This window comes from Arthrobacter sp. 260 (assembly GCF_013116745.1).
GTDB lineage: Bacteria > Actinomycetota > Actinomycetes > Actinomycetales > Micrococcaceae > Arthrobacter_D.
This window is the reverse complement of record NZ_JABFOE010000005.1, coordinates 115,412-137,571: the sequence shown is the minus strand read 5'-3', so window position 1 is coordinate 137,571 and position 22,160 is coordinate 115,412. Positions and strand designations below refer to the sequence as shown.

Below are 22,160 nucleotides of genomic sequence, written 5' to 3'. Positions count from 1 at the left end.
AGTCGGTGGTTAGGCGGAGGGACGGACGTTAACGCGGACCCGGGGAACCGGGGTGAGACCCATTGATTGGAACTCCTGCGTCAACATCGCCTTCAGCTCAGTCGACAGAGTTCCGGCATCATGGAGGGTGCTCCTGGCATTGACCTTGACTACGCGGGCCGTCGCCGCCACTGAACTCGATCTGATGCCGTCGGTTTGATCAACAAGGGCACCGGTCAACCTGGCCAGTCCCTGGCGGCTGATCACCGATTCAGACAGGGCATGGTTGGTCTCCTGGGTGCCGCCAATCCGGATGGACGTGTGCTTCCCGGGGAGGAGGGACGCGAGGAGCAGGACCACTCCGAGGAGGAGCGCCACCCCTGAGGCCACCCAGACGATGGGTGCGTTCCAGTTAAGGGAGGCCGCCAGATCGTTGGGTCCTGAAAGGAATGCCGGCCACATGCCGGTGGTCAGATAGGCAACGGATCCCCAGATTGCGAGCGCTGCGGCGGTAAGGAGCACCAGCGCGGCGATCGCAGCGGGGAGCGCCCTGCTGGATCTCCGCCGTAGCGACTGTGAGACGGGCTTCTTACTCATAGGAGGTCTCTTCTTCCCGGGGTGGTGGCGGCACTGACAAGTGTCTGGACATCGATATCAATCTGGCGGACCTCGATTCCGCAGGATGCGTTCACCTTGTCCTTGACTGCCTGGCGAAGGCGATCAGTGGTTACCCGCAGAGGTGCCGGGTACTTCACCCCAGCACTAATGTGCAGTGCGGCAATGCGACCGCTCAGCTGCACTTTGACCTTCGGCCGGGCGTCTTCATCACTGTGGGATCCGAGGCCCAGGAAGCCACCGGAGGTTCCGTGGATACCAGGAACCTCCGCCGCGGCCTGCCCCGCGATCTTCTCGATGGCCTTCTCGGAGATGGTCAGCGTTCCGCGGGCGCCAGAGTCGCGGTGCTCACTGCCCACTATCCTGCGTGGGTGCTGGGTTGCGGTCATTTGCGGGAGCTCGATCGGCCGGTGAGTGCGCTGAGGTCAAGCTTTCCTTCGATCACCCTGGCTGCTAGGAGGCCGAGGGCACCGAAGGCGGCGACAATCAGAAATTCAGAGAATCCTCCGAATGCTGCTGCGAGTCCCAGGAAGAGACCTGCGAGGAGGCCAAGGGCTGTCGTGTTCATGGTGGTTGCCTTTTCTGATGCGATGGAGCCGAGCGATGAGGGTCGCAGGGCAGATGGTGGGAAGATGCTGCGCGGATCCGCTGAGATGGATGTTGTTCCGCGCAGCACCTTCTGGGCTGACCGGCGCTAGGGGGTGCGCCGGTCAGCGTCTGTGGGACCTACTGAAGGTCTTTGTGGTTCGAGTTGTCCTGGTCCTGGTCATCCTCGGGGAGGTGGACATCAGCAACGTTGATGTTGACCTCGATCACTTCCAGTCCGGTGGCGTCCTCGACTGACGAAATGACGTTCCGCCGGATCATCTGGCTGATCTCGACAATCGAAGCGTCGTGCTCGACGACGATGGTCAGGTCGATCGCGGCCTGCCGTTCGCCCTTTTCAACGCTGACGCCGCCGCTAACGTTGGTCTGGGAGCCGGGGATGCGTTCGGTCAGATTGCTGAATGCCCGGCGGCCGGCGCTGCCCATTGCGTAGACGCCCGGTACCTCGCGGGTAGCGATGCCAGCGATCTTCTGAACCACCGTTTCGGTGATGGTGGTGTTGCCCATGTCGGTCTGAAGAGGCCCAACATTTTCTTTCCGGTCGGCGTCCTTCGACTTCTGGTCAGCCCGGCGCTGCTGCTCTTCACCAGTAGCTGGGACAACGGCGGTGCGACGTGAATTCTGTTCGTCTGACATGTGAATCTAATCTCCTCAAAGGCGCATATAGCTTCTGGTTTACATAGGTAAGACGCAGCGGCCGTTCATTCCTCACGCGAGATGTGAAACTTTTTTTGTTCAGCAACCGGCCAACGGATTTATTCACCAGTTTCAACGGGCTAGACCCCCTCAGACCAGAAACGTGGGAGGGCCATTGGCGACGGAAGGTGCTTCATACCGGGTGGAACCCGGTGCCCAGACCAGCAGGCTGCTTACCTTATGCTGGTGTCTATCTCGACGGGTTCTCGCCCCGGGAAGGATGGAAATCTCGGACGAGGTTGATGGATAGTGTTGTCGAGGAAGAGTGAAAATGGATGAGACGAAAGCTCCCGGACGGGAGCACCCCCGTCAGCCCGGGAAGGACGCCGGGGACGAATCGTTCCCGGGGATGGGTGATTCTCAGGGCGGGTTCCAGCAGGACGGCGACCCCGATGCTCGGGTGTGGATGCCCCTGGATGAGATCGATGAAGTCACGATAATCAATCGTGCGCAGGACGGGGATGTTGAGGCTTTTGAATGGCTCATTTCCGAGTACCAGGGTGGGCTGTACCGGCTATGCCTGCGGATGCTCAACGACCGGTCAGAGGCTGAAGACCTGGTTCAGGAAACCTTCATCAGTGCCTGGCGGGCGCTGCCCGACCTGAAAGTTCCCCAGGCATTCATCCCCTGGCTGTATCGAACTGCGACCAACAAGTGCCTCGACCTGCTCCGTACCCGCAAGCGGAGGCCCGAACAACCGCACGACGAAAACGACAGCGGCCAGGAGTCTGCTGAGTCCAGGACTAGTATCGGTAAGGGTCCACTGGCGGATCCTGCCAGCGAATATGAGAACCAGGCGCAGATGCGGGCGTTGTCCGATCTGCTCCAGACAGTACCCCCGGGACCGCGGGCGTGTTGGCTACTGAAAGAAGTTCACGAGTTTTCCTACCGCGACATTGCAGCGATCGTTCAACTGCCTGAAAGCACAGTCCGGGGACGGATAGCCCGGGCGAAACGATTCTTAGCAGAAGGGATGGAACCATGGCGATGAACAATGACCATTCCCGCCTGGGGTGCGGCCGTGAACTCGACGAGTTCTGGGCATCCATCGATGAACCCCCGACCGCACATGAGCAATCGTGCGCTGACTGTCAGAGCGCAAGAAACTCGCTGTATCACCTGGCGGCCGTCACAGAGTCCATGAGGGAACGGGACAAAATAGACCCGGAACTGCAGCCTGGAAGCCGGGTCAAGGAAGCGATCATGCTCGTCGCGCGGGCCGAAATCCGTCGTGGTAAGAAAACGCCGCTGAAGAGAACCTCACTCGGAGCAATCGAGATCAGTGAGCAGGCCCTGGTGGCGCTGATTCGGTTCGCCGCGTCGACCCTGCCGGGCGTCCGGGCCCGTCGCTGCGAGATACATGCCGACAATCGGGGGCCAGCATTGGACAGTCCCACCCCGACAGAAGTGCGCATCGCCCTCACAGTTGCCCTGTCCTCGACGGTCAAGATCCCGGAGACCCTGGCGCTGGTGCGCGAGCGTGTGGGGACAGTGGTCGAAGCCCAAACGTCAATCATCATGAAACAGATCGATATTGTTGTGGAGGATCTTTATGATGTCTGATCAGCCTCTCGTGGACCAGGTCGCAGACCTCGATGCGCTTGCCGACTCACTCACCTCAGAGCTGATGGAGCAGCCGGGCCTCCTTCGCCTTGAGCCAACGGTGAAAAGTATGATCCGGAAGTTCAAGGTGAGCCTCGTGGCTTCCACCCAGCCGGGCTCCCGCGCCGCCGCCAGCGCACCGTCGACCGTCACCCGGGATGGACTGGTTCTCACAGTCGCTGATGACCGGGTCCACGTCAGCGCCGACATTGCGACGGATGTCGAGCACCGGGCCCTGGGGCTTGCCGAGCAGCTTCAAGCCCTGATCGCTCGTAGAATCCAGGACAGTGGGCTGGCCCCTGGCGAGATCGACATTACGATCCTCGCGATCGAGGGCCAGTAGGTAGCAGTACTTCCCGGGCCGTGCAGGCTGTGGTCTAATGCGGTGAGGGAGGTTGAGCCGGGTCCTGCCCCTCGGCTCCGTACCGTGAAATACCTGTTGCTGATGTGGACCAAGGACGTGCCCGAAGGGCAGGATTACGCCGAGGGATTTGGCGGCGACGCCGATTACCAGGCGTGGATGGATTTCGAGGCCAGGGTGCGCGAAGGTGGTGCCTACCTGGATAGCGGTGAACTTGAACCCGTGCGCTCGGCGGTTATGGTCCAGCCGTCTCTTGCCGGCCCAGAGCCCCGAGAGCAACCGGACCCCACAGCTGGCACACTGCACATCAGCGGCTTCTATCTCGTCGACGTGCCGGAACTTGCCGGGGCACTCGCCATCGCAGAGAGCATGCCGCTCTATGGAAGCGTCGAGGTCCGCCCCCTGGTGGACTACGGCGCCAGCGGGTGGGACGCCGAGACGAGCGAGCCAGCGACTCCCTGACCACACACCCCGACCCGGGCCCAGGAACGGACAGCCCGAAGCACATCAACGGTTCGTTGGAGTCTCAACTGGTACCGCCCGGTAGACTCGAAGGGTGAACAATTCGCTCGCTCAACAGTCCCCGACTGACTCTTTTACCGACTTCCGGACCATCGATTTGCGTGGCAGTGCGCTCACTGGTGCAGCCCTTAGCGAGGTCATGCCACGCCCCGAGGTGGGCGGCTCCGGGGTGGAAGCCCCGGTCGCCGCGATTCTCGCCGACGTCCGGGAGCGTGGCCTTGCCGCGCTGCGGGAGTTGGCGCTGAAGTTCGACGGCGTTGAGCAGACCACCCCTCGGGTTCCCCGGGAGGCGCTGAGTCGTGCCCTCGCCGACCTTGACCCGGACGTCCGGCTGGCGCTCGCCGAATCCATCGACCGCGCTCGCCGTTTCGCTGCCGCGCAGGTCCCGGGCGACGTCGAGGTGGAGATCTCGCCAGGCGCCGTCGTGACTCACAAGTGGGTAGCTGTCCGCCGCGTGGGCCTTTATGTTCCGGGCGGTTTGGCCGTCTACCCGTCCTCGGTGGTGATGAACGTGGTGCCCGCGCAGGCTGCAGGAGTGCAGTCGATCGCTATCGCTTCTCCGCCCCAGAAGGAGTTCGGTGGGCTCCCGCACCCGGTGATCCTCGCTGCCGCGGAGATGCTCGGCATCGCCGAGGTGTACGCGATCGGCGGAGCTCAGGCCGTGGCCGCGTTCGCCTATGGGGTGGACGGTGACACCGCAGAGGACGCCTTGGAACGCGTTGATGTGGTTACCGGTCCGGGCAACATTTTTGTGGCGACCGCCAAACGTCTCCTGAAGGGGACTGTCGGTATTGACGCTGAGGCTGGCACCACCGAGATTGCCGTCCTGGCCGACGCCGACGCCGATCCCCGGTTGATCGCCGCCGACCTCATCAGCCAGGCCGAACACGATCCGCAGGCCGCGTCGGTGCTGATCACCGATTCCGAAGAACTCGCGTCCCGGGTCCGCGTCCAACTGGCCGCGCAGATCGCGACCACCAAACATGCCGATCGGGTACGGGAGGCGCTGGCTGGCCGACAGTCCGGCACCATTCTGGTCGACGACGTCGAACACGGGATCGCCGTCTGCGACGCTTATGCGGCCGAACACCTGGAAATCCAGACGGCTGATGCTGCAGCGGTCGCAGCGCGGATCCGGAACGCCGGAGCTGTCTTCGTGGGCGAGTACAGCCCGGTCAGCTTGGGCGACTACTGCGCCGGGTCCAACCACGTCCTGCCGACCGGGGGGACCGCGACGTTCGCTTCCGGGCTCAATGTGACCACCTTCCTCAAAGCGGTCCAGGTGATCAATTACGACAGGGCGGCTCTGGCGGAAGTCAGCCAGCACATCACCAGCCTCGCTGGCGCCGAGGACCTCCCCGCCCACGGCGATGCCGTCTCCATTCGGTTCACCTAAACCACTACATGTAGTAATGACACTGTTGTAGTTTTCCCATATCTAGTTCTAGAATGGTGGTGTTCCACACGGTGGCCCCGCTACCGATCATCACCGATTGAAAGGCGCGGCATGTTTTGTCCCTTTTGCCGTAACGCCGATTCGCGGGTGGTCGACAGCCGGTTGGCCGACGACGGTTCAGCCATCAGGCGCCGCCGCCAGTGCCCGGAGTGTGGCCGGCGGTTCACCACCGTCGAGACCACCAGCCTGAGCGTAATCAAACGCTCAGGAGTCGGTGAACCTTTCAGCCGCAGCAAGGTCATTAACGGTGCCCGAAAAGCCTGTCAGGGCAGGCCGGTCACCGAAGACGACCTGGCACTCCTGGCGCAGGAGGTCGAGGAATCCATCCGGGCCAGCGGCGCAGCAGAAATCGACGCCCATGAGGTAGGGCTGGCCATCCTCGGTCCGCTGCAGAAGCTTGACCAGGTAGCCTACCTTCGGTTTGCCAGTGTGTACCAGGGATTCGACTCACTCGAGGACTTCGAGTCAGCCATCGCGAAACTGCGCCGCGAGGCCAGCGAGGGCCCCTCGGGCCCCACCGGCACCCAGAGGCCGCTGACCGCGCAGTAACACAGAGCTCCGGTGGTGGCTGCGGAGGGGAAGCCGACGCCGCCACCGGCACCACTTCCTCACCCAGAGACCCGGGCGTCCTGCGCTTGGTACGTCAGGTCAGCGCCCGCCGCTCACCGGCAGGATCGCCCCGGTGATGTAGGACGCCTCGGGGGAGAGCAGCCAGGAGACAGCGGCGGCCACCTCCTCCGGCTCGGCAGCCCGCCCCAGAGGAATGCCAGGGCTCAGCCTGGCGGTGCGGTCCGGCATCCCGGCGGCCGCGTGCAGGCCGGTATGAGTACTCCCCGGTGCTACACAGTTCACCCGAACGCCCTCCGGCCCCACCTCGGACGCCAGGCCGACGGTCAGTACATCCACAGCACCCTTGGTCGCCGCATAGTGCACCCAGGTGCCGGGGGAGCCCGCCTTCACCGCCGTGGAGGAGATGTTGATGATCTGCCCTCCGGTGCCGCCGAGCCGGGTCGACAGACGGCGGACCGCCTCACCGCAGACCAGCAGGGGACCCACCACGTTGACGTCGGCCACCCGCTGGAGGATCTCGGACGGCACCTCGGCCAGGGGGCCGATCAGGTTGCCGGTGATACCCGCGTTATTGACGACGGCGGCAAGCATTCCCAGCTCGGCGGCGCGGTCGAACAGCCTGACGACGTCGGACGCGAGGCTCACGTCCGCGTCGATGGCCTCAGCGGTCCCGCCTGCGTCAACAATGGCGGCAACCGTCTGTCGCGCGCCTTCACTGTCCGACGCATAGTTCACGGCAACCGCGTATCCGTCTTGGGCGCAGCGCCGCGCGATCGCGGCCCCGATTCCCCGGCTGGCACCGGTCACCAGGATCACGCCACGGTGATCAGACATAGGGATCAGGCCTCGGGGACGGCCGCTGCCAGCTTCGCGAGACGTTTGAAATGCAGGGCAGCCTGCAGGGCGGCGCCCACTATGCCGGCCTGGTTCTTCAGCTGCGCCGGAATGATGCGGGTGCGCAGGTTGAGCCCGGGCAGGTATTCCTGGCTGCGCTTGGAAATGCCGCCGCCCACGATGAACAGTTCCGGCGAGAACAGGAATTCGACGTGGGAGAAGTACCGCTGAAGACGGACGGCGTACTCGTCCCAATCGATGCCGTCGCGTTCGCGGGCAACCGCAGAAGCCCGTGTCTCGGCGTCGTACCCGTCAATCTCAAGGTGGCCGAGTTCAGCGTTGGGCACCAGCTTCCCATCGAAGATGAACGCGGAGCCGATCCCGGTGCCCAGGGTGATGACCAGGACCGTGCCGTCGACTCCCTTGCCTGCGCCGTACCGCACTTCGGCGAGGCCGGCGGCGTCGGCGTCGTTAATGACGTGAACGTCGCGACCCAGGACCTTGCTGAACAGGCCGTCGACGTCGGTGTTCACCCAGCTCTGGTCAACGTTGGCCGCCGACCGGGCGATGCCGTGCTGGATGATCGCCGGGAAGGTGACACCGATCGGGACGTCCGCCGCCGGTGCGTTGGGCCGGGTGGAGAGTTCCGCGACGATCTGCGCAACTACCTCGGCGACCGCCTCCGGGGTGGACGGCTGTGGGGTGGGGACACGGTATCGCTCACCCACAATCTCCCCGGCCACCAGGTCAACAATGCCGCCCTTGATGCCGGTCCCACCGATGTCGATCCCGATGACGGTGTTGGGCAGGTGCTTACCCTGCTTCTTCTCGGTACTTTTGCCCACGTTTATCTCCAGGGGTAGGTCATGGGTTGCCGACGCAGCAGGGTGCCGCCGGAACCCGATGGCTAAGGGACTGTCAGAACTTCGGCGCCGCTGTCGGTCACCAGCAGGGTGTGCTCAAACTGTGCGGTGCGCCGGCGATCCTTGGTGACCACGGTCCATTCATCCGGCCACATGTCCCACTCGATGGTTCCAAGGGTGAGCATCGGCTCGATGGTGAACGTCATCCCCGGTTCGATGATCCGGTTGTAGGCCGGCGCGGCGTCGTAGTGGGGGATGATGAGGCCGGTGTGGAACGCCTCACCGACGCCGTGCCCGGTGAAGTCGCGCACCACCCCGTATCCGAACCGTCGGGCGTAAGACTCGATGGCCCGCCCAATGACGTTGATCTCCCGGCCTGGGGCTACCGCCTTGATGGCCCGGTTCAGGGATTCCTTCGTGCGCTCCACCAGGAGGCGCGACTCGTCGTCGACGTCGCCCACCAGGAAGGTGTGGTTGGTATCCCCGTGGACCCCGTCCAGGTACGCGGTGATGTCGATGTTGATGATGTCGCCGTCGTTGACCACCGTGGTGTCGGGGATGCCGTGGCAGATCACCTCGTTCAGCGAGGAACAGATGGACTTCGGGAACCCGCGGTAGCCCAGGGTGGAGGGGTACGCGCCGTTCTCCACGAGGAACTGGTGGCCCACCCGGTCCAGCTGGTCGGTGGTGACGCCTGGCTCAATGTGGCGTCCCACCTCGACGATGGCCTGGGCGGCCAGACGGCTGGCCCGGCGGATCTTTTCGATGGTTTCTGGAGTCTTGACCTCGGACCCCGTGAAGGGGGCCGGTCCGCTGCGGCCGACATACTCGGGGCGGGGAATGCTGGCCGGAACCGGCAGCTGAGGGCTGACGGTCCCCGGAACGAGCGTTCCAACGGGTGCGCTGACGGATTGCTGAGGCATACTCTTGATCTTATAGGCGGTACGGCGTCCCGCCGAAAGTCACGATCGAGGAGGACACCCATGGCCGAGTTCTGGTACAACGTACAGACCCACGAGATCGAAGAGGACGCACAGTCAGACTGGCGGAAACTGATCGGGCCCTACCCCACCCGGGCGGAGGCCGAGCGCGCCCTGGAAAAGGTGGCGCAGCGCAACCAGGCGTGGGACGCCGAGGACGAGCAGTAACTCAGAAGCTGTGTTCCGGTCCGGGGAAGGTACCGTTACGGACTTCCTCGCCGTATGTGGTTGCGGCCTGCGCCAGGACTGACCGCACATCAGCGAACTGCTTGACGAATTTCGGCTGACGCCCGGTGCGGACCCCTGCCATGTCCTGCCAGACCAGTACCTGCCCGGTGGTGGCATTACCGGCGCCGATCCCGATGGTGGGTACGCCGACGGCCCGGTCGACGGCGGCGGCCACCTCTGCGGGGACCATCTCCATCAGGACACAGAACGCCCCGGCATCGGCGAGGGCAACGGCGTCGTCAATGAGTTCCTGGGCGGCGTCACCGCGGCCCTGGACCCGGTACCCGCCCAGGGCGTGCTCGCTCTGCGGGGTGAAGCCGATGTGGGCCATCACCGGGATTCCGGCAGCGGACAGGGCCCGGACGGTGTCAGCGTAGTGCCGTCCGCCCTCCATCTTCACCGCGTGCACCCCGCCCTCCTTCATCAGGCGGACCGACGACTCGATGGCCTGGGCGGGGGAGACCTCATAGCTCCCGAACGGCAGGTCGCACACCACGAGCGCGCGGTGCGCGCCGTTCGTGACGGCGCGGGAGAAGATAATCATTTCGTCCACGGTGATCGGCAGCGTGGTCTTGTAGCCGAGGACGTTGTTGGCGGCCGAATCGCCGACGAGGAGAACCTCGATGCCGGCATCGTCAAAGATCTCTGCGGCGTACTGGTCGTAGGCGGTGAGCATGGCGAAGCGCCGCCCCTCGGCCTTGGCCTGCTGCAGGTGATGGGTACGGATTCGGGCGGGTGTCCGGGGCGTGGCGTCAGCGGCTGGCGCACCGGCGTCGGCGTCCCGGGCGCCCGTGCCGTAGGGTGCTGGAATATCTGCTGAAGTCATACCCCGAGCCTACTTCAGACCCCCTGCTCGCCTGTAGGCCGGCAGGATCCGCTGGCGAAACGATGTTAGGTTGTGATGGACAACACGACGGCGTGAGGGAGCTGCACTTATGAGTCATCAGGCGGAATCAACTACGAGCGAAGCGACGGCGGGCGCCGCAACCGACGGGGGCGAGCCGACCCGGTCGGCAGGTCGCCTCTGGATGGTACGGGGTCTCGGGGTTGTCATTGCCCTGGTGATTTACTTCGCCCTGGGGGGTTCAGATCTTCCCAACGAGGCCCGCGCCGTTGCGGCCATCGCCGGCCTGATGGCCGTCTGGTGGATGACTGAGGCTCTTCCGCTGTCAGTAACGTCGCTGCTGCCGATCGTCCTGTTGCCGATGCTCTCCGGAGCGACGGTGGCAGAGTCCACGGCACCCTACGCCAACCCGATCGTGTTCCTGTTCCTGGGCGGCTTCCTCATCGCCATCGCGATGCAGAAATGGAACCTGCACCGCCGGATCGCGTTGCTGACCCTGCGACGCGTCGGCACCCATCCACGCCGGATCATCCTCGGCCTGATGATCTCCACTGCTTTCCTCTCGATGTGGGTCTCCAATACGGCGACCACCCTGATGATGCTCCCGATCGCGCTCAGTATCCTGACCCTCGTCGTCGAGAACAGCCACGGGTCCAAGACGCCGACCGGCCAGACCGCCAAGGACCTGGACGCCGGTAAGTCCATCAGCGACGTCGTCAGTGACAAGGAGGTCCGCATCTTCGGTGTGGCCCTCATCCTTTCGATCGCCTGGGCAGCCACCATCGGTGGTCTGGGTACCCTTCTTGGAAGCCCTCCCAACGCGATCGTTGCCGGATACATCAGCACCGAACTTGGTGAGGACGTTGGATTCGTCCAGTGGATGATGCTCGGTGTCCCGATTGTCATCGTCTTCATCGGGATCGCCTGGCTGCTTATCACCCGCGTCATTTTCAAGTTCTCCCTGAAGGAGATCCCGGGCGGCAAGGAACTGATCGACTCTGAGATCAGCAAGCTGGGCACCATGAGCCAGGGCGAGAAGACCGTCCTCGCCGTCTTCGCCAGCGCCGCTTTCCTCTGGATCTTCCCCGGGCTGCTGTCGAACATCGGAGCCATCGAGTCGGCCATGCCGTGGCTCGGAACCCTCGACGACACGTCGATCGCAATCGCGGCGGGCATTGCACTTTTCATGATCCCCGCCGACAAGCAGGGCAACATGACCCTGGTCTGGAAGGACGCCGAAGAGGGCCTGCCCTGGGGCGTGCTGCTGTTGTTCGGCGGCGGTCTCGCTCTCGCCGGCGCTGTTGCACGGACCGGACTCGATGCCTGGTTCGGCGAACAGGTCAGCGGGCTCGGCGCGTTGCCAATCGTGCTGCTGTTGGCCGCTGTGGTGACGATCGTGTTGCTGCTGACAGAAATCACCAGCAACACGGCGACGGCGGCCACCTTCATCCCAATCCTCGGCGGCGTTGCCATCGGCATCGGGATCGACCCGCAGACACTGCTCATCCCGGCGGCTCTAGCAGCCACCTGCGCGTTTATGCTCCCGGTCGGTACGCCTCCGAACGCGATCGTCTACGCCACCGGAAACGTGAAGATTTCCGAGATGGTGCGCGGCGGTATTGTCCTCAATATCGTGGGCGTCATCCTCATCACGATCTTCACGGTCATGATCGGTCCTTTCGCCCTGGGCCTGGTGCTCTGACGCTTACCCACCCGGCATAGCGGCACAATCCTGCCGTTAGTCACCCCGCCCAGTAGAGTGAACTGGTGGCCCGAACTCGTGATGATGCGCGGGCACCAATCAACTGCATGAAAGAGGGTAGCAATGGACCGCCAGCAGGAATTTGTACTCCGTACCATCGAGGAACGCGATGTGCGGTTTGTGCGCCTGTGGTTCACCGACGTCGTGGGATCACTGAAGTCGGTGGCACTTGCCCCGGCGGAAGTGGAAGGTGCCTTCGAGGAGGGGCTGGGCTTTGATGGCTCCTCCATCGAAGGCCTGGCGCGGGTGTTCGAATCGGACATGCTGGCGCAGCCCGACCCGTCCACCTTCCAGATCCTGCCCTGGCGCGGGGAGAAGGAACCGACGTCCAGGATGTTCTGCGACATCCTCACCCCTGACGGGATGCCTTCCACGGCTGACCCCCGCGGGGTGCTGAAGCGGACCCTGGCGAAAGCCGCTGACATGGGGTTCACCTGCTACACCCACCCGGAAATCGAGTTCTACCTGCTCAAGTCCGACGAGCTGGGTCCGGACGGCCAGCCCGTGCCGGTGGACCAGGCGGGCTACTTCGACCACGTCCCGGGCGGGGTGGCGCAGGACTTCCGGCGTACCGCCGTCGCGATGCTGGAATCGGTGGGGATCTCCGTGGAGTTCAGCCACCACGAAGCCGGGCCAGGGCAGAACGAGATCGATCTGCGCTACGCCGACGCGCTGCAGACCGCCGACAACATCATGACCTTCAGGACCATCATCAAGGAGGTGGCGCTGACCCAGAACAGCTACGCCACCTTCATGCCCAAGCCGTTCTCCGACCACCCCGGCTCCGGCATGCACACCCACTTCTCCCTCTTCGAGGGCGACGCCAACGCCTTCTACGAGGCCGGCGCCGAATTCCAGCTGTCCAAGACGGCCCGCCAATTCATCGCGGGGATCCTCAAGCACGCGCCCGAGTTCACCGCGGTCACCAACCAGTTCGTGAACTCCTACAAGCGCCTCTGGGGCGGGGGAGAAGCGCCCAGCTACCTGTCCTGGGGGCACAACAACCGTTCTGCACTGGTCCGCGTCCCCCTGTACAAGCCGAACAAGGGCCAGTCTGCTCGCATCGAGTACCGCGGCATCGACTCGGCCAGCAACCCCTACCTCGCCTACTCGGTGCTGCTGGGCGCCGGTCTGAAGGGTATCGAGGAAGGCTACGAGCTGCCGCCCGGCGCCGAGGACGACGTGTGGAGCCTGACGGCCACCGAGCGCCGCGCCATGGGTCACGACCCGCTGCCAGCGAGCCTCCACGACGCCATCCGGGTGATGGAGGATTCGGAGCTGGTCGCAGGGATTCTCGGTGAGCAGGTCTACGAGAATTTCCTGCGGAACAAGCGCGCCGAGTGGCACGACTACCGCATCCAGGTCACGCCCTACGAACTGCGTCGCAACCTCGGGATTCTCTAAGCTGGCACCCACCATGAGCCTGAACCGCCAACTCATCAGCAGGGGCTTCACCGATCTGGAGAAAAGCACCCGGTTCCTGGATGCGCCTGAATTGAAGGACATCCCGGAGCGGTCCCTGTTTGATGGGCTGGCGCGCTCGGCCAACCCCGATCTTGCCCTGCAGTCCCTCGTCCGCCTCCTGGCGGTTGAACCAGGGTTGGCGTCGGTGGTGGCCGACGGCGGTGCCAGCAGCGAACCGCTGTTCCGCCTGCTCGGGGCGTCGGAGGCTCTGGCAGAATTCCTGATGCGCCGGCCCGAGCACCTCGACACCATCAAGGTCAGCCCCAGCAGGGCCCCCGGCGGGGTTTCCGCTCAGCAGCTCCGGTCCTCCCTGCTGGAGGCGGTCGGTGCCGACCCGTCGTCGGGCACGCCCGTGGCTGAGGCGGGCGGGAAGGAAGCCTACGCCCTCCTGCGCACCCGCTACCGCCGCCACCTGGTGGAGCTTGCCGTACGCGACCTGTGTTCGGCATCGCCGGTGGACTACCTGCCCACCGTTGGCCAGGAACTCGCCGATTTGGCAGCGGCGGCCGTCGAGGCAGCGCTGGCCGTCTCCCGGGCTGAACTGGCGAGCAGCTTCTCCGTCGCCGATATTGCCTCGGTCCGCCTCGCTGTGATGGGGATGGGCAAGTGCGGTGCCGGCGAGCTGAACTACATTTCTGACGTCGACGTCATCTACGTGATCGACGCGCCGGACCTCGCCGAGGACCTGGCCGTGAAGATCGGGACGTCACTTGCGACCGGGATCTCCCGGGCCATCACGTCCAGTGGGATCGAACCGGGCCTCTGGGAGGTGGACGCCAATCTGCGTCCGGAGGGTCGCGATGGTCCCCTCGTCAGAACTCTTGACTCCCACCTGTCCTATTACGCACGGTGGGCCCAGAGCTGGGAGTTCCAGGCACTGCTGAAGGCCCGCACCATCGCTGGCGACGTAGACCTCGGCCGCCGGTATGAGGACTCAGTGGCGCCCCTCGTCTGGAACTCGTCGGAGCGTGAAGGGTTTGTCGACTCGGTCCAGGCGATGCGCCGCCGGGTCACCGACAACATTCCCTCCCACGAGGCGGAACGCCAGCTGAAGCTTGGCCCGGGTGGCCTGCGCGACGTCGAATTCACCGTCCAGCTGCTGCAGCTGGTGCACGGGAAAGCGGAAGAGTCGATCAGAATCCGCGACACTACGTCGGCAATCGCTGCACTGAGCGCGGCCGGCTATATCGGCCGCTCCGACGCGAAGGCGTTCGACGAGTCCTACCGGTACCTGCGCGTGCTGGAACACCGGATCCAGCTGGTCAACATGCGCCGCACCCACCTGATGCCCGAGGACGACGCCTCACGCCGCGCCCTCGCCATGTCCTCCCAGGGTGCGCAGGTCACCACCCGGCCCGCTGCTGCCGCCCTGCTGGAGCAATGGCAGCAGACCAAGCGGCTGGTGCGGGGACTCCACGAGAGCATCTTCTACCGTCCGCTGCTGAACACCGCCGCTAATCTCAGCGTTGATGAGGTCAAGCTCACCCCGGAGGCGGCCCGGGCCCGCCTCGCAGCCCTGGGCTACCTGGACCCGAAGGTGGCCATGCGGCACATCGAGGCCCTCACCTCCGGGATCAGCCGGCGCTCGGCCCTGCAGCGGCAGCTGCTGCCGGTGCTGCTTGGCTGGCTCGCCGACGGCGTGGATCCCGACGCCGGCCTGCTGGGTTTCCGGCGGCTCAGCGAAGGGCTGGGGCAGACCCACTGGTATCTGGGCATGCTCCGCGACTCGAAGGCCGCCGCCGAGCGACTCTGCCACATCCTCTCCAGCAGCCGCTTCATCGCCGACCTGCTGGAGGTCTCACCCGAGTCGACCAAGTGGCTCGGCAACGACAAGGATCTGGTCCCGGTCGAGTTCGAGGCCCAGTGGGGCGAGATCCAGTCGAAGATGTCACGTCACCCTGAGCCGCGGGAGGCGATGCGCCTGATCCGGTTGATCCGCCGTCGGGAACTGCTGCGGATCGCGATTGCTGACAGCTCCGGCCTGCTGGACCAGGCCGAGGTGGGTGCGGCGCTGTCCGCCACTGACCGGGCAGCCATCCTTGGCGCACTGCATGTGGCCGAGGGAGCGGTGTTCGCGAACGAAGCGCCGCTGACCGAGGTCGTCGTCGTCGCGATGGGGCGCCAGGGCGGACGGGAGATCACCTACGGCTCGGACGCGGACGTCATGTACGTGCATCGGGCCCATCCCGGCGCCAATGAGGCAGCCGCGCAGGGCCAGGCCGAACGGATTGTCAGCCAGCTGTCTGCGCTGCTGCAGCAGCCCTGCACCCCTGCCATCCAGGCGGAGCGGGTGCTGGAGATCGATGCCGATCTGCGGCCGGAGGGCAAGCAGGGTCCGATGGTGCGATCACTGGAGTCCTTCCGCGAGTATTACCGACGCTGGTCGCTGGTCTGGGAGTCACAGGCACTGCTGCGCGCGTTGCCCGTCGCCGGGAGTGACGACCTGGCCGCGGCGTTCACCGAGCTGATCGACCCCATCCGGTATCCGGAGACCATTTCGAGTCAGAGCCTGCGGGAGATCCGCCGGCTGAAGGCGCGGATGGAGTCGGAACGGCTTCCCCGCGGAGCCGATCCGTCGCGGCACCTCAAACTGGGCCGGGGCGGCCTGAGCGACGTCGAATGGCTGGTGCAGCTGCTTCAGCTGCAGCACGCCCACGGGAACGACGCCCTGAAAACCACCTCCACCCTCACCGCGATGGACGCCATCGAGGCGGCCGATCTGCTTCCCTCGGCGGATGTAGCCACCCTGCGGCAGAGCTGGTGCCTGTCGAGCCGGGTGCGGGCGGCGAACGTGATCTGGAGCGGCAAGGCGTCGGACCTGTTGCCGTCGTCGCGCCGGGATCTGGAAGCGGTGGCCCGCTGGTGTGGGTACGGCCCCGGAATGGGCGCCCGGCTGGAAGAGGACTACCTGAGGCTGACCCGCCGGGCGCGGTCCATCTTCGAGCGCGCCTTCTACGGGTACTGAAGCCCCAGTTTCCCAGCGGTCCTGGTGCGCCGCCGTCGACCTTTCCCACCCATCGGCCCCGATCAGTGGGACTGTCTAGACAATCCCACCGATGGAACGTGTTCGGTGAGATTGTTGCACCACCCTGAGCCAATCCATGCCCGTGTTCTCTTGCCCACCACCCCATCTGTCAACTAAAGTTGACGGCATGGAGGTGGAACGCATGAAAACGCTCGTTGGATCGCTCGACGACGGCGGGCCGGCCAACCGGTTGCGGGCCGTCAAAGAGTTGCGCAGGGAACTTGCCCGGGCTGAAACAGCAGCCGTACGCCAGGCCCGTCAGGCGGGTTTCTCCTGGGAGGTGATCGCGCAAGTGCTGGAAGTAAGCCGGCAAGCCGTGCACAAGAAGTACGGCAAACGGTAGACCCGCTTTCGGGCAAAAAGGAGGCCCACACGGAACACCGTGCGGGCCTCCTGCCATCTAGAGACTAGACGCCGTAGTAGAGCTCGAACTCACCAGGGGTTATTGCAGGGTGTTGGTAGGTGCTGAGATCCGCTTGTTTTAGGGGTTTTCGGCGTTGTCAGTGGTTGGCTAGATCAGCCCTGTTTTGGACCTCGTGCGGACTTTCTGCGGACTAAACCTCTTACAGGCTTACTGGGCCGTGACCCCCCTTAGGCTCCGACGGCAGGGAACTCAGCCAAGCTATCAGCTCCTCCCGAACAATGACCGGGCGCGATGTCGGGTAACGGGCGATAAGGTAGCCGGCTTTGATGTGTGCTCGGAGGGTATCAGCGCTGCAGCCGACCGCGGCCGCAGCTTCTTGGATGTTGTACGCAATCTTGTCGCTTCGCTCGCGCATCAATTCTTCGCTCATACCGTCGATCCTATTGTTGAGATCGGACGCTTAGTGATTGCGGAACAACCGGTCTATGTTCTCGCGTTGCTGTGTTCGCCGTCGCTGTTGTGTCGGGCCGGGTGCCTGCTTGGGGTCAATGATGCTGAGGTACTGGTCTTCGGTGAAACGGTAGAGCCTGCCGATCCTGGTTGCAGACCATATGCCCGTCCGGCACATACGACGAACCGTTTCTACGTCCACGTTCAATCTCTCGGCGATGTCTGCTGCGGTCAGGTTGGCTGAAGGTGAAGTCATGCTCAGTGAGCCTACCTCTGGCTGCACCGTTGAGGTCGCCTTAGGGTTGTCGATATGACCTCAAAACTCGCCTACACTATCCCCGAAGCTGCAGCCGCTTACGGGGTAAGTCACAACGTAATCCGAGCGCACATCAAAGCCGGGAACCTCGTGGCCAGATACCCAACCAGCAGACCAGTCATCGGGGCGGACGAACTCAAAGCGTGGTTTGATTCCCTACCGAGTGAATACGTCACATAATCAGTAGGTCTTCAGTAGCAGCGGGCATTACCGGACGGTGTCGGTGCTAAACCCCGCCCGCTGCCTCTTGTACGTTTCCGGCCTAGGATTTCAAGCATGGCATTTAAGCTCGCTTACACACTGGAGGAAGCCGCAGAGGCGTGTGGTTGTAGTGTTCGCACTATCGACCAGCAAGTGAGTGACGGAATCCTAGTCGCACGCTTCGTTTGCGAGGAGCAAATCATCCTTCACCATGACTTGGAAGGCTGGCTGCTGGGCCTTCCGGCGACACTCCAAAGAAGGCATGACAGCGGCACCACTATTGCAACGTCCATGGAAACGTCGGCGGCCGGAAAAGTATTTCGCACACCCGAGGATGTCGCACCAGAACTGGGATTGAAGCCGACTACTCTCCGCCGCTTGTGCCGACAAACAGGCATCTGCACACGGCTAGAGCGGAACAGGATCACTCTCTCGAAGGAGGACGTGGAGGCCATTCGCGACCACATCAGGCAACGCGCAGCAGTCGCAGGAGAAGCCGAGGGGCTGGACCATTTCGCGACCTGCCGATCCTGAAGATTTCCCGGCAGATGCCTCATCCGAAGTTTGGGAAGATCGGTCCTACCGTCGCCGTGCCGCTGCACCTTTACTGAGTGCGAAGATGCTCGGCGTTTGCTGCGCTACTTCGAATGCTTCAATTTCTGGAAGGGAAAACCGCCATAGGTGACCTAGTTTCCATGCTCCAGGGATTCCGCCTCGCCGTGCCTCGCCGGTAATCCAGGCCTGTCGCCGACCCCAGCGTTGGGCAAGTTCTTCAGTTGAAAGAGATCGGCTCATGAAGCGTTAGCTTACCGCCCACTCAGTGTTCGTCGTCGAACTTGGCCTACAGCCACCCAGGCGTACCGGGGAAGGCTGTTCTCGACCCATTGGATCCGGACCACTTCACGTGTCCATGCCTGGGCAAAACCTTTGGCTGTCGCTGTGTGGCCATCGGGGTAAGCGAGGTCGGCCCAGAGGGGGATTGTCTTGTCGGTGGTGTGCACGACGGCGGGATCTGGTTCCTCCACCTGTAGGGGTGGGGTCCAGTTGCGGGTGCCGGGGGCGAGGCTCCAGCTGTCACCGTGAAACTTGTGCGCCATGTCCAGGAGGGTACTCCCGGCTGGCGACAAAATACCTTGACAGTCGGGGGAGGAAGAAAAGGCGAACCTTCGTCTGCCTTGTGAGGGCTGGGCGGAGCCGGCTTGTGGGGGCCACCGACCCCGCCCAGCTGGTCCAGCGGTCGGATCGCCGAACCCAGAAGGGACAGGCTCACCTTCGGATGGCCACCCCTCGGGCACCAGTATGCCCGGGGTAAAGCTGGTTGTACAGAGCAAGAGTTTGGTCGCGTCTGGCCTAAACTTTGGCGGTATTTCAAACCCCTTTTTGGACTTACACCCCGGGGTCTGGGGGATGTAAGCCTGCCGAAAGTATAGGGCGAAACGTACATGAAAAGGAACAGCCGAACGCCCCCAAAAGGTGTTTAGTCGACGAAAAGCCCTCACCCCTGCCCCTGGGGATGAGGGCTATCCTCGAACACTGCCATCGCACGATAGCGGCCGAAAACGATGGTGTGTCTATCGATGTGGATACGGTACACCCGGACACCAGACTTTAGATAGGCCTAAAGGCCGACTAAGCCAGGTGGGTTGAGTAGGAGCGCGGTTAGGCGACACTTTCACCGGTCTCGCGAGTAACGGATTCCCGTTGCGGTCCGACCCCGTCACGGCGGTCCAGCTCTTCCTGGATCTCTTCTAATCGGTCCTGTGTCGCTGGTTGCGGGCCGTCGTCTTCGAAGTACTCGGCGTCTAATTCACGGTGGACTCGGCTGTTTAACACCTCGACCTCAACCTTCTCTAACTCGCTGAGATCCTCTGGAAAAGGATCCTCCGGTAAAAGGCGGCTGGACTCACTCATGACTTGCCCCGATCGCTCGTATCAGTTTGGACTTAAGGATTTTACCCAGAATCGGAGATTGTTGACGAGGGTGGCTGGGCGGAGCCGGAACTGTTTGGGGCCGTCCGGCTCCGCCCAGTGGGCAGGTGGTCACAGCACCATGCCCCGACGGGGGACCCTGGGTTAAGCGTCCGACCCCCTCGCAAAACCAGTATGCCTCCGATGAAGCGAAGTGCATAGATCCTCGACGAAAAATGGCCCCCACCACCCCTGATGGGGTGATGGGGGCCATTAACAGTTCGTCAAACCCATGCCTACAGGTCAGGCCGACTAGGGTCCTCGCGTACACGCAACTGATCGGCGTCCAGGTTCACGAACTCGGCAGGTTCGCTCACCGCCGCCTGATCGGCCTGTCGCGCAGGGTCGTTGTGCTTCTCCAGGAGTCCAGCCCACCAGCGGAGGAACGTGGTGTAGGCGAGCTGCTGCAGTCCGTAGACCGCGAGGATGACCGCGATGATGTCTTCACCCGCGACGATACCGCCGGTGTACCAGAGGTAGGCGAGGGCGATGACCAGGGAGACGATGATCGGGACCGCCGTCCTAAGCAGCGTCGACCAGCTGGATTTCTTCTGGTAGGCGATCGCCAACGGCGAGACGATGGTCAGGACGGCCGTGAGAACGGTTGCGAGGGCGTCCATGGTCAGCCTTCCTTAATGGTGACGGTCGTGGTCTCGGTCTTCTCGATTGAGTCGACCGCGTTCTTCACACCGGCCTCGGCCGCGGACTTCACCCCGGCGAGGAGCTTGGCTTCATCGAAAGGTTCACCTTTTGAGATGGCGGCAATCGCTCCGATAAGTCCCTTGATCTGGGCGGACTGTGATGCGAGCTGGGACGCGTTCTGCTGAGCCAGACGCCGGGCATCGAACAGCAGGTACTCCACGGATAGGCTGAAGCCTGCCGGGTAGGCCTTGTCGCCCTTGTTGAGCGGGACCTGCTGGTGCAGGAGGTCGCGGGTGATCTTGTCGAGGTCTGTCTGGGGGATTGGCATTTCGTACCACTCTTTCGGTTTCTGGGGTGCTGGGGTTGTCGGTTTGGTGGTGCCGGATCCGCCACCTGGCCCCGGTGCAACTGGGACGATGGTTTCGATGGCGAAGTAGTCAAGCGGGTTGACCCGTCCGTAGCTGGTTCCTGCGGGGTACTGGCCGTTGCCGTAGTCGATGAACAGCTCGAAGTGTAGGTGCGTCCCATTCGGGTCAGCGGGGATAACAAAGCCCGACCAGCCCATGTAGCCGAGGAACGTGCCGGCGGTGACCCACTGGCCCTCTCGGACGGCAATGTTCCCGAGGTGGTTGTAGGACGTGGCGCACGCTTGGTGTGGTGCCACTGCTTGCAGGATGACCGACCGGCCATTGTTGCCATTGCCCGGGATCTGCTCCCACGGGTTGCCGTAGGAGTGGGGACCGTCTTTCGCGAACACCACATACCCGTCGTGCGCCGCGTACACAGGGAAGTCGGTTTGCCCTGGGTAGTCGGGGCGATAGTCCACCCCGAGGTGGCTCCCGCGATTGCTGAGGGCGGCGAAGCGTTGGCTGATTGATGGTCGGTCTACCGGGTGGCGCTTTAGGACAGTCATGGTGGACGCCTTTCAGAGGGCATAAAAAATGCTCCGACTATGCGGAGCTGGGATTGTGCCTGGTGAGACCTGTCAGGCTTTTGGGTGGGACTGCTGACGCTGGTGCTCATCCACCAGACCCGGGTCAAGATGCTCAATCAACGTCCTGGGGACAACAGGCATTGGGCCCTTGCACCCATCGATCGCCCACAGCATGAGCCGCTCAATGAAGTTGATCGCCGTGGAGAACGTGCGGGTGACCTTGTTCAGATCGGTGCGGAGCTTCTCGACTTCCTTCTCTACGTTCTCCAAACGGTCGAGGAGCTGTTGTGACCAGGTGATCGCGTTGGCCTCCCTCGACACGGTCGCGGTGACTTTGTCAGACTGTTTGCCGCGCTTGTAGGTCGCCCAGGTGCCGAGGCCCACACCGATGAGGGCGAGGACCCCGGTGATGATCGTTCCCCAGCTATCCATGCGCCCTCACCTCGAAGTCCTTGCGGGAGAGGTTCACCATTTTGGAGAGGCAGTAGATGAGGCCGGCGAAGCAAATGTAGACGACCGCGGTGATGATCGTGCCAGACGCCATGAAGAGTCCATCGACTATTGCCCGGTTCCAGGCGGCGATGATGTAGACGATCGCCCACAGCAGGGACATCGATTGGATGGCCGCCAAAGCAAGGGCGTGGTTCATCCTGCAAGCGGCGATGGTCAGGTGGATCGCAGTGCCGAGCCAGAGGATTCCCCACACCCAGATAGGGATGACCCACTCGGTGAGGATTGACGGGGTGAATGCCGGTGAGCTCGGCTGCAGGTAAGCGAAGGCTCTCGTGAGGGCCAGTGCTGCGAGGAACAGCATCGCCACCCCTCGCGGGCCGTATGGTTTCAGGCGCATAGACCTTCCTTGCCTTAGTGGTTGAACG

The 22,160-nt window shown here is 63.5% G+C and carries 28 protein-coding genes; 12 read left to right on the top strand and 16 right to left on the bottom strand.

Going from position 1 to position 22,160, the window contains the following annotated elements:
* Positions 1-9: 9 nt before the first annotated feature.
* The 4 genes from HMI57_RS07815 to HMI57_RS07800 form a co-directional block, all read right to left on the bottom strand.
* Positions 10-576, bottom strand: coding sequence for a DUF6286 domain-containing protein (locus tag HMI57_RS07815; RefSeq protein WP_171585381.1), 567 nt, complete (start codon positions 574-576; stop codon positions 10-12).
* Positions 573-983, bottom strand: a complete 411-nt coding sequence (locus HMI57_RS07810) for an Asp23/Gls24 family envelope stress response protein (protein ID WP_171585380.1) — start codon at positions 981-983, stop codon at positions 573-575. The genes HMI57_RS07815 and HMI57_RS07810 overlap by 4 nt, the downstream gene beginning before the upstream one ends.
* The gene (locus tag HMI57_RS07805) at positions 980-1,162 is read right to left on the bottom strand and encodes a hypothetical protein (RefSeq protein WP_171585379.1); all 183 of its coding nucleotides are present in this window, start codon (positions 1,160-1,162) and stop codon (positions 980-982) included. Before HMI57_RS07805 ends, HMI57_RS07810 begins: the two co-directional genes overlap by 4 nt.
* Before the next feature lie 158 nt (positions 1,163-1,320).
* Complete coding sequence (locus tag HMI57_RS07800; protein ID WP_171585378.1) at positions 1,321-1,836, bottom strand: Asp23/Gls24 family envelope stress response protein; 516 nt, start codon at positions 1,834-1,836, stop codon at positions 1,321-1,323.
* Positions 1,837-2,167: 331 nt separating this feature from the next.
* Here HMI57_RS07800 and HMI57_RS07795 point away from each other — a divergent pair, with 331 nt between their 5' ends.
* The 6 genes from HMI57_RS07795 (at position 2,168) to nrdR (ending at position 6,386) form a co-directional block, all read left to right on the top strand.
* A complete protein-coding gene (locus HMI57_RS07795; protein WP_216607239.1) occupies positions 2,168-2,887 on the top strand; it encodes an RNA polymerase sigma factor in 720 nt (239 codons plus the stop codon).
* On the top strand, positions 2,878-3,459 hold the full coding sequence (locus tag HMI57_RS07790; RefSeq protein WP_171585377.1) for an Asp23/Gls24 family envelope stress response protein: 582 nt from the start codon (positions 2,878-2,880) through the stop codon (positions 3,457-3,459). The genes HMI57_RS07795 and HMI57_RS07790 overlap by 10 nt, the downstream gene beginning before the upstream one ends.
* Complete coding sequence (locus tag HMI57_RS07785) at positions 3,452-3,841, top strand: hypothetical protein (RefSeq protein WP_171585376.1); 390 nt, start codon at positions 3,452-3,454, stop codon at positions 3,839-3,841. Before HMI57_RS07790 ends, HMI57_RS07785 begins: the two co-directional genes overlap by 8 nt.
* A gap of 84 nt (positions 3,842-3,925) precedes the next feature.
* Positions 3,926-4,321, top strand: coding sequence for a hypothetical protein (locus tag HMI57_RS07780; protein WP_171585375.1), 396 nt, complete (start codon positions 3,926-3,928; stop codon positions 4,319-4,321).
* Positions 4,322-4,415: 94 nt separating this feature from the next.
* Positions 4,416-5,777, top strand: a complete 1,362-nt coding sequence (gene hisD, locus HMI57_RS07775) for a histidinol dehydrogenase (protein WP_346655159.1) — start codon at positions 4,416-4,418, stop codon at positions 5,775-5,777.
* Between the two features lie 111 nt (positions 5,778-5,888).
* Complete coding sequence (gene nrdR / locus HMI57_RS07770; RefSeq protein ID WP_171585374.1) at positions 5,889-6,386, top strand: transcriptional regulator NrdR; 498 nt, start codon at positions 5,889-5,891, stop codon at positions 6,384-6,386.
* Between the two features lie 99 nt (positions 6,387-6,485).
* On the opposite strand, the gene HMI57_RS07765 is transcribed toward nrdR, so the two are convergent.
* The 3 genes from HMI57_RS07765 to map form a co-directional block, all read right to left on the bottom strand.
* The gene (locus tag HMI57_RS07765) at positions 6,486-7,241 is read right to left on the bottom strand and encodes an SDR family oxidoreductase (RefSeq protein WP_171585373.1); all 756 of its coding nucleotides are present in this window, start codon (positions 7,239-7,241) and stop codon (positions 6,486-6,488) included.
* Between the two features lie 5 nt (positions 7,242-7,246).
* Positions 7,247-8,086 (bottom strand): polyphosphate--glucose phosphotransferase, encoded by an 840-nt coding sequence (locus tag HMI57_RS07760; protein WP_171585372.1) that lies wholly within the window; start codon positions 8,084-8,086, stop codon positions 7,247-7,249.
* Positions 8,087-8,148: 62 nt separating this feature from the next.
* On the bottom strand, positions 8,149-9,027 hold the full coding sequence (map, locus tag HMI57_RS07755) for a type I methionyl aminopeptidase (RefSeq protein WP_171585371.1): 879 nt from the start codon (positions 9,025-9,027) through the stop codon (positions 8,149-8,151).
* A gap of 60 nt (positions 9,028-9,087) precedes the next feature.
* Here map and HMI57_RS07750 point away from each other — a divergent pair, with 60 nt between their 5' ends.
* On the top strand, positions 9,088-9,252 hold the full coding sequence (locus HMI57_RS07750; RefSeq protein ID WP_019481305.1) for an SPOR domain-containing protein: 165 nt from the start codon (positions 9,088-9,090) through the stop codon (positions 9,250-9,252).
* Position 9,253: 1 nt separating this feature from the next.
* Here the strand turns inward: HMI57_RS07750 and panB are convergent, their stop codons facing one another.
* Positions 9,254-10,138: a 3-methyl-2-oxobutanoate hydroxymethyltransferase gene (gene panB, locus HMI57_RS07745; RefSeq protein ID WP_171585370.1), complete on the bottom strand. Its 885-nt coding sequence runs from the start codon at positions 10,136-10,138 to the stop codon at positions 9,254-9,256.
* 109 nt (positions 10,139-10,247) lie between these two features.
* On the opposite strand from panB, the gene HMI57_RS07740 reads away from it, so the two are divergent.
* The 4 genes from HMI57_RS07740 (at position 10,248) to HMI57_RS07725 (ending at position 16,750) form a co-directional block, all read left to right on the top strand.
* Positions 10,248-11,858: an SLC13 family permease gene (locus tag HMI57_RS07740; RefSeq protein ID WP_171585369.1), complete on the top strand. Its 1,611-nt coding sequence runs from the start codon at positions 10,248-10,250 to the stop codon at positions 11,856-11,858.
* Positions 11,859-11,981: 123 nt separating this feature from the next.
* Complete coding sequence (glnA, locus tag HMI57_RS07735; RefSeq protein WP_171585368.1) at positions 11,982-13,322, top strand: type I glutamate--ammonia ligase; 1,341 nt, start codon at positions 11,982-11,984, stop codon at positions 13,320-13,322.
* Positions 13,323-13,335: 13 nt separating this feature from the next.
* A complete protein-coding gene (locus HMI57_RS07730) occupies positions 13,336-16,347 on the top strand; it encodes a bifunctional [glutamine synthetase] adenylyltransferase/[glutamine synthetase]-adenylyl-L-tyrosine phosphorylase (protein WP_171585367.1) in 3,012 nt (1,003 codons plus the stop codon).
* A gap of 202 nt (positions 16,348-16,549) precedes the next feature.
* Positions 16,550-16,750: an AsnC family protein gene (locus tag HMI57_RS07725; RefSeq protein ID WP_228720987.1), complete on the top strand. Its 201-nt coding sequence runs from the start codon at positions 16,550-16,552 to the stop codon at positions 16,748-16,750.
* Between the two features lie 220 nt (positions 16,751-16,970).
* Here HMI57_RS07725 and HMI57_RS07720 read toward each other — a convergent pair whose 3' ends face one another.
* Both HMI57_RS07720 and HMI57_RS07715 read right to left on the bottom strand, forming a co-directional pair.
* Positions 16,971-17,201 carry a helix-turn-helix domain-containing protein gene (locus HMI57_RS07720; protein WP_216607238.1) on the bottom strand — a complete coding sequence of 77 codons (231 nt, stop codon included), beginning with the start codon at positions 17,199-17,201 and terminating at the stop codon, positions 16,971-16,973.
* 30 nt (positions 17,202-17,231) lie between these two features.
* Complete coding sequence (locus tag HMI57_RS07715) at positions 17,232-17,477, bottom strand: helix-turn-helix domain-containing protein (RefSeq protein ID WP_171585365.1); 246 nt, start codon at positions 17,475-17,477, stop codon at positions 17,232-17,234.
* Positions 17,478-17,813: 336 nt separating this feature from the next.
* On the opposite strand from HMI57_RS07715, the gene HMI57_RS07710 reads away from it, so the two are divergent.
* Positions 17,814-18,272, top strand: a complete 459-nt coding sequence (locus tag HMI57_RS07710) for a hypothetical protein (RefSeq protein ID WP_171585364.1) — start codon at positions 17,814-17,816, stop codon at positions 18,270-18,272.
* 272 nt (positions 18,273-18,544) lie between these two features.
* Here the strand turns inward: HMI57_RS07710 and HMI57_RS07705 are convergent, their stop codons facing one another.
* The 6 genes from HMI57_RS07705 to HMI57_RS07680 form a co-directional block, all read right to left on the bottom strand.
* On the bottom strand, positions 18,545-18,835 hold the full coding sequence (locus HMI57_RS07705) for a hypothetical protein (protein WP_171585363.1): 291 nt from the start codon (positions 18,833-18,835) through the stop codon (positions 18,545-18,547).
* 562 nt (positions 18,836-19,397) lie between these two features.
* The gene (locus tag HMI57_RS07700; RefSeq protein WP_171585362.1) at positions 19,398-19,649 is read right to left on the bottom strand and encodes a hypothetical protein; all 252 of its coding nucleotides are present in this window, start codon (positions 19,647-19,649) and stop codon (positions 19,398-19,400) included.
* Positions 19,650-19,942: 293 nt separating this feature from the next.
* Entirely contained in the window at positions 19,943-20,326 is a 384-nt protein-coding gene (locus HMI57_RS07695) for a hypothetical protein (protein ID WP_171585361.1), read from the bottom strand.
* Positions 20,327-20,328: 2 nt separating this feature from the next.
* Positions 20,329-21,261: a M23 family metallopeptidase gene (locus HMI57_RS07690; RefSeq protein WP_171585360.1), complete on the bottom strand. Its 933-nt coding sequence runs from the start codon at positions 21,259-21,261 to the stop codon at positions 20,329-20,331.
* Positions 21,262-21,333: 72 nt separating this feature from the next.
* Complete coding sequence (locus HMI57_RS07685) at positions 21,334-21,714, bottom strand: hypothetical protein (protein WP_171585359.1); 381 nt, start codon at positions 21,712-21,714, stop codon at positions 21,334-21,336.
* Positions 21,707-22,132, bottom strand: coding sequence for a hypothetical protein (locus HMI57_RS07680; protein WP_171585358.1), 426 nt, complete (start codon positions 22,130-22,132; stop codon positions 21,707-21,709). The genes HMI57_RS07685 and HMI57_RS07680 overlap by 8 nt, the downstream gene beginning before the upstream one ends.
* Positions 22,133-22,160 lie beyond the last annotated feature (28 nt).

Excerpts from the sequence above, each read along its gene's own strand:
- HMI57_RS07805 (WP_171585379.1), bottom strand. The coding sequence starts at position 1,162 with ATGAACACGACAGCCCTTGGCCTCCTCGCAGGTCTCTTCCTGGGACTC.
- HMI57_RS07810 (WP_171585380.1), bottom strand. The coding sequence starts at position 983 with ATGACCGCAACCCAGCACCCACGCAGGATAGTGGGCAGTGAGCACCGC.
- HMI57_RS07705 (WP_171585363.1), bottom strand. The coding sequence starts at position 18,835 with ATGGCGCACAAGTTTCACGGTGACAGCTGGAGCCTCGCCCCCGGCACC.
- HMI57_RS07715 (WP_171585365.1), bottom strand. The coding sequence starts at position 17,477 with ATGACTTCACCTTCAGCCAACCTGACCGCAGCAGACATCGCCGAGAGA.
- HMI57_RS07795 (WP_216607239.1), top strand. The coding sequence starts at position 2,168 with ATGGATGAGACGAAAGCTCCCGGACGGGAGCACCCCCGTCAGCCCGGG.
- HMI57_RS07750 (WP_019481305.1), top strand. The coding sequence starts at position 9,088 with ATGGCCGAGTTCTGGTACAACGTACAGACCCACGAGATCGAAGAGGAC.
- glnA (WP_171585368.1), top strand. The coding sequence starts at position 11,982 with ATGGACCGCCAGCAGGAATTTGTACTCCGTACCATCGAGGAACGCGAT.
- HMI57_RS07685 (WP_171585359.1), bottom strand. The coding sequence starts at position 21,714 with ATGGATAGCTGGGGAACGATCATCACCGGGGTCCTCGCCCTCATCGGT.
- HMI57_RS07725 (WP_228720987.1), top strand. The coding sequence starts at position 16,550 with ATGAAAACGCTCGTTGGATCGCTCGACGACGGCGGGCCGGCCAACCGG.
- HMI57_RS07730 (WP_171585367.1), top strand. The coding sequence starts at position 13,336 with ATGAGCCTGAACCGCCAACTCATCAGCAGGGGCTTCACCGATCTGGAG.
- map (WP_171585371.1), bottom strand. The coding sequence starts at position 9,027 with ATGCCTCAGCAATCCGTCAGCGCACCCGTTGGAACGCTCGTTCCGGGG.
- HMI57_RS07800 (WP_171585378.1), bottom strand. The coding sequence starts at position 1,836 with ATGTCAGACGAACAGAATTCACGTCGCACCGCCGTTGTCCCAGCTACT.
- HMI57_RS07695 (WP_171585361.1), bottom strand. The coding sequence starts at position 20,326 with ATGGACGCCCTCGCAACCGTTCTCACGGCCGTCCTGACCATCGTCTCG.
- HMI57_RS07765 (WP_171585373.1), bottom strand. The coding sequence starts at position 7,241 with ATGTCTGATCACCGTGGCGTGATCCTGGTGACCGGTGCCAGCCGGGGA.
- HMI57_RS07740 (WP_171585369.1), top strand. The coding sequence starts at position 10,248 with ATGAGTCATCAGGCGGAATCAACTACGAGCGAAGCGACGGCGGGCGCC.
- HMI57_RS07785 (WP_171585376.1), top strand. The coding sequence starts at position 3,452 with ATGTCTGATCAGCCTCTCGTGGACCAGGTCGCAGACCTCGATGCGCTT.
- HMI57_RS07710 (WP_171585364.1), top strand. The coding sequence starts at position 17,814 with ATGGCATTTAAGCTCGCTTACACACTGGAGGAAGCCGCAGAGGCGTGT.
- HMI57_RS07815 (WP_171585381.1), bottom strand. The coding sequence starts at position 576 with ATGAGTAAGAAGCCCGTCTCACAGTCGCTACGGCGGAGATCCAGCAGG.
- HMI57_RS07700 (WP_171585362.1), bottom strand. The coding sequence starts at position 19,649 with ATGAGTGAGTCCAGCCGCCTTTTACCGGAGGATCCTTTTCCAGAGGAT.
- HMI57_RS07680 (WP_171585358.1), bottom strand. The coding sequence starts at position 22,132 with ATGCGCCTGAAACCATACGGCCCGCGAGGGGTGGCGATGCTGTTCCTC.
- HMI57_RS07790 (WP_171585377.1), top strand. The coding sequence starts at position 2,878 with ATGGCGATGAACAATGACCATTCCCGCCTGGGGTGCGGCCGTGAACTC.
- HMI57_RS07720 (WP_216607238.1), bottom strand. The coding sequence starts at position 17,201 with ATGAGCGAAGAATTGATGCGCGAGCGAAGCGACAAGATTGCGTACAAC.
- nrdR (WP_171585374.1), top strand. The coding sequence starts at position 5,889 with ATGTTTTGTCCCTTTTGCCGTAACGCCGATTCGCGGGTGGTCGACAGC.
- HMI57_RS07690 (WP_171585360.1), bottom strand. The coding sequence starts at position 21,261 with ATGACTGTCCTAAAGCGCCACCCGGTAGACCGACCATCAATCAGCCAA.
- panB (WP_171585370.1), bottom strand. The coding sequence starts at position 10,138 with ATGACTTCAGCAGATATTCCAGCACCCTACGGCACGGGCGCCCGGGAC.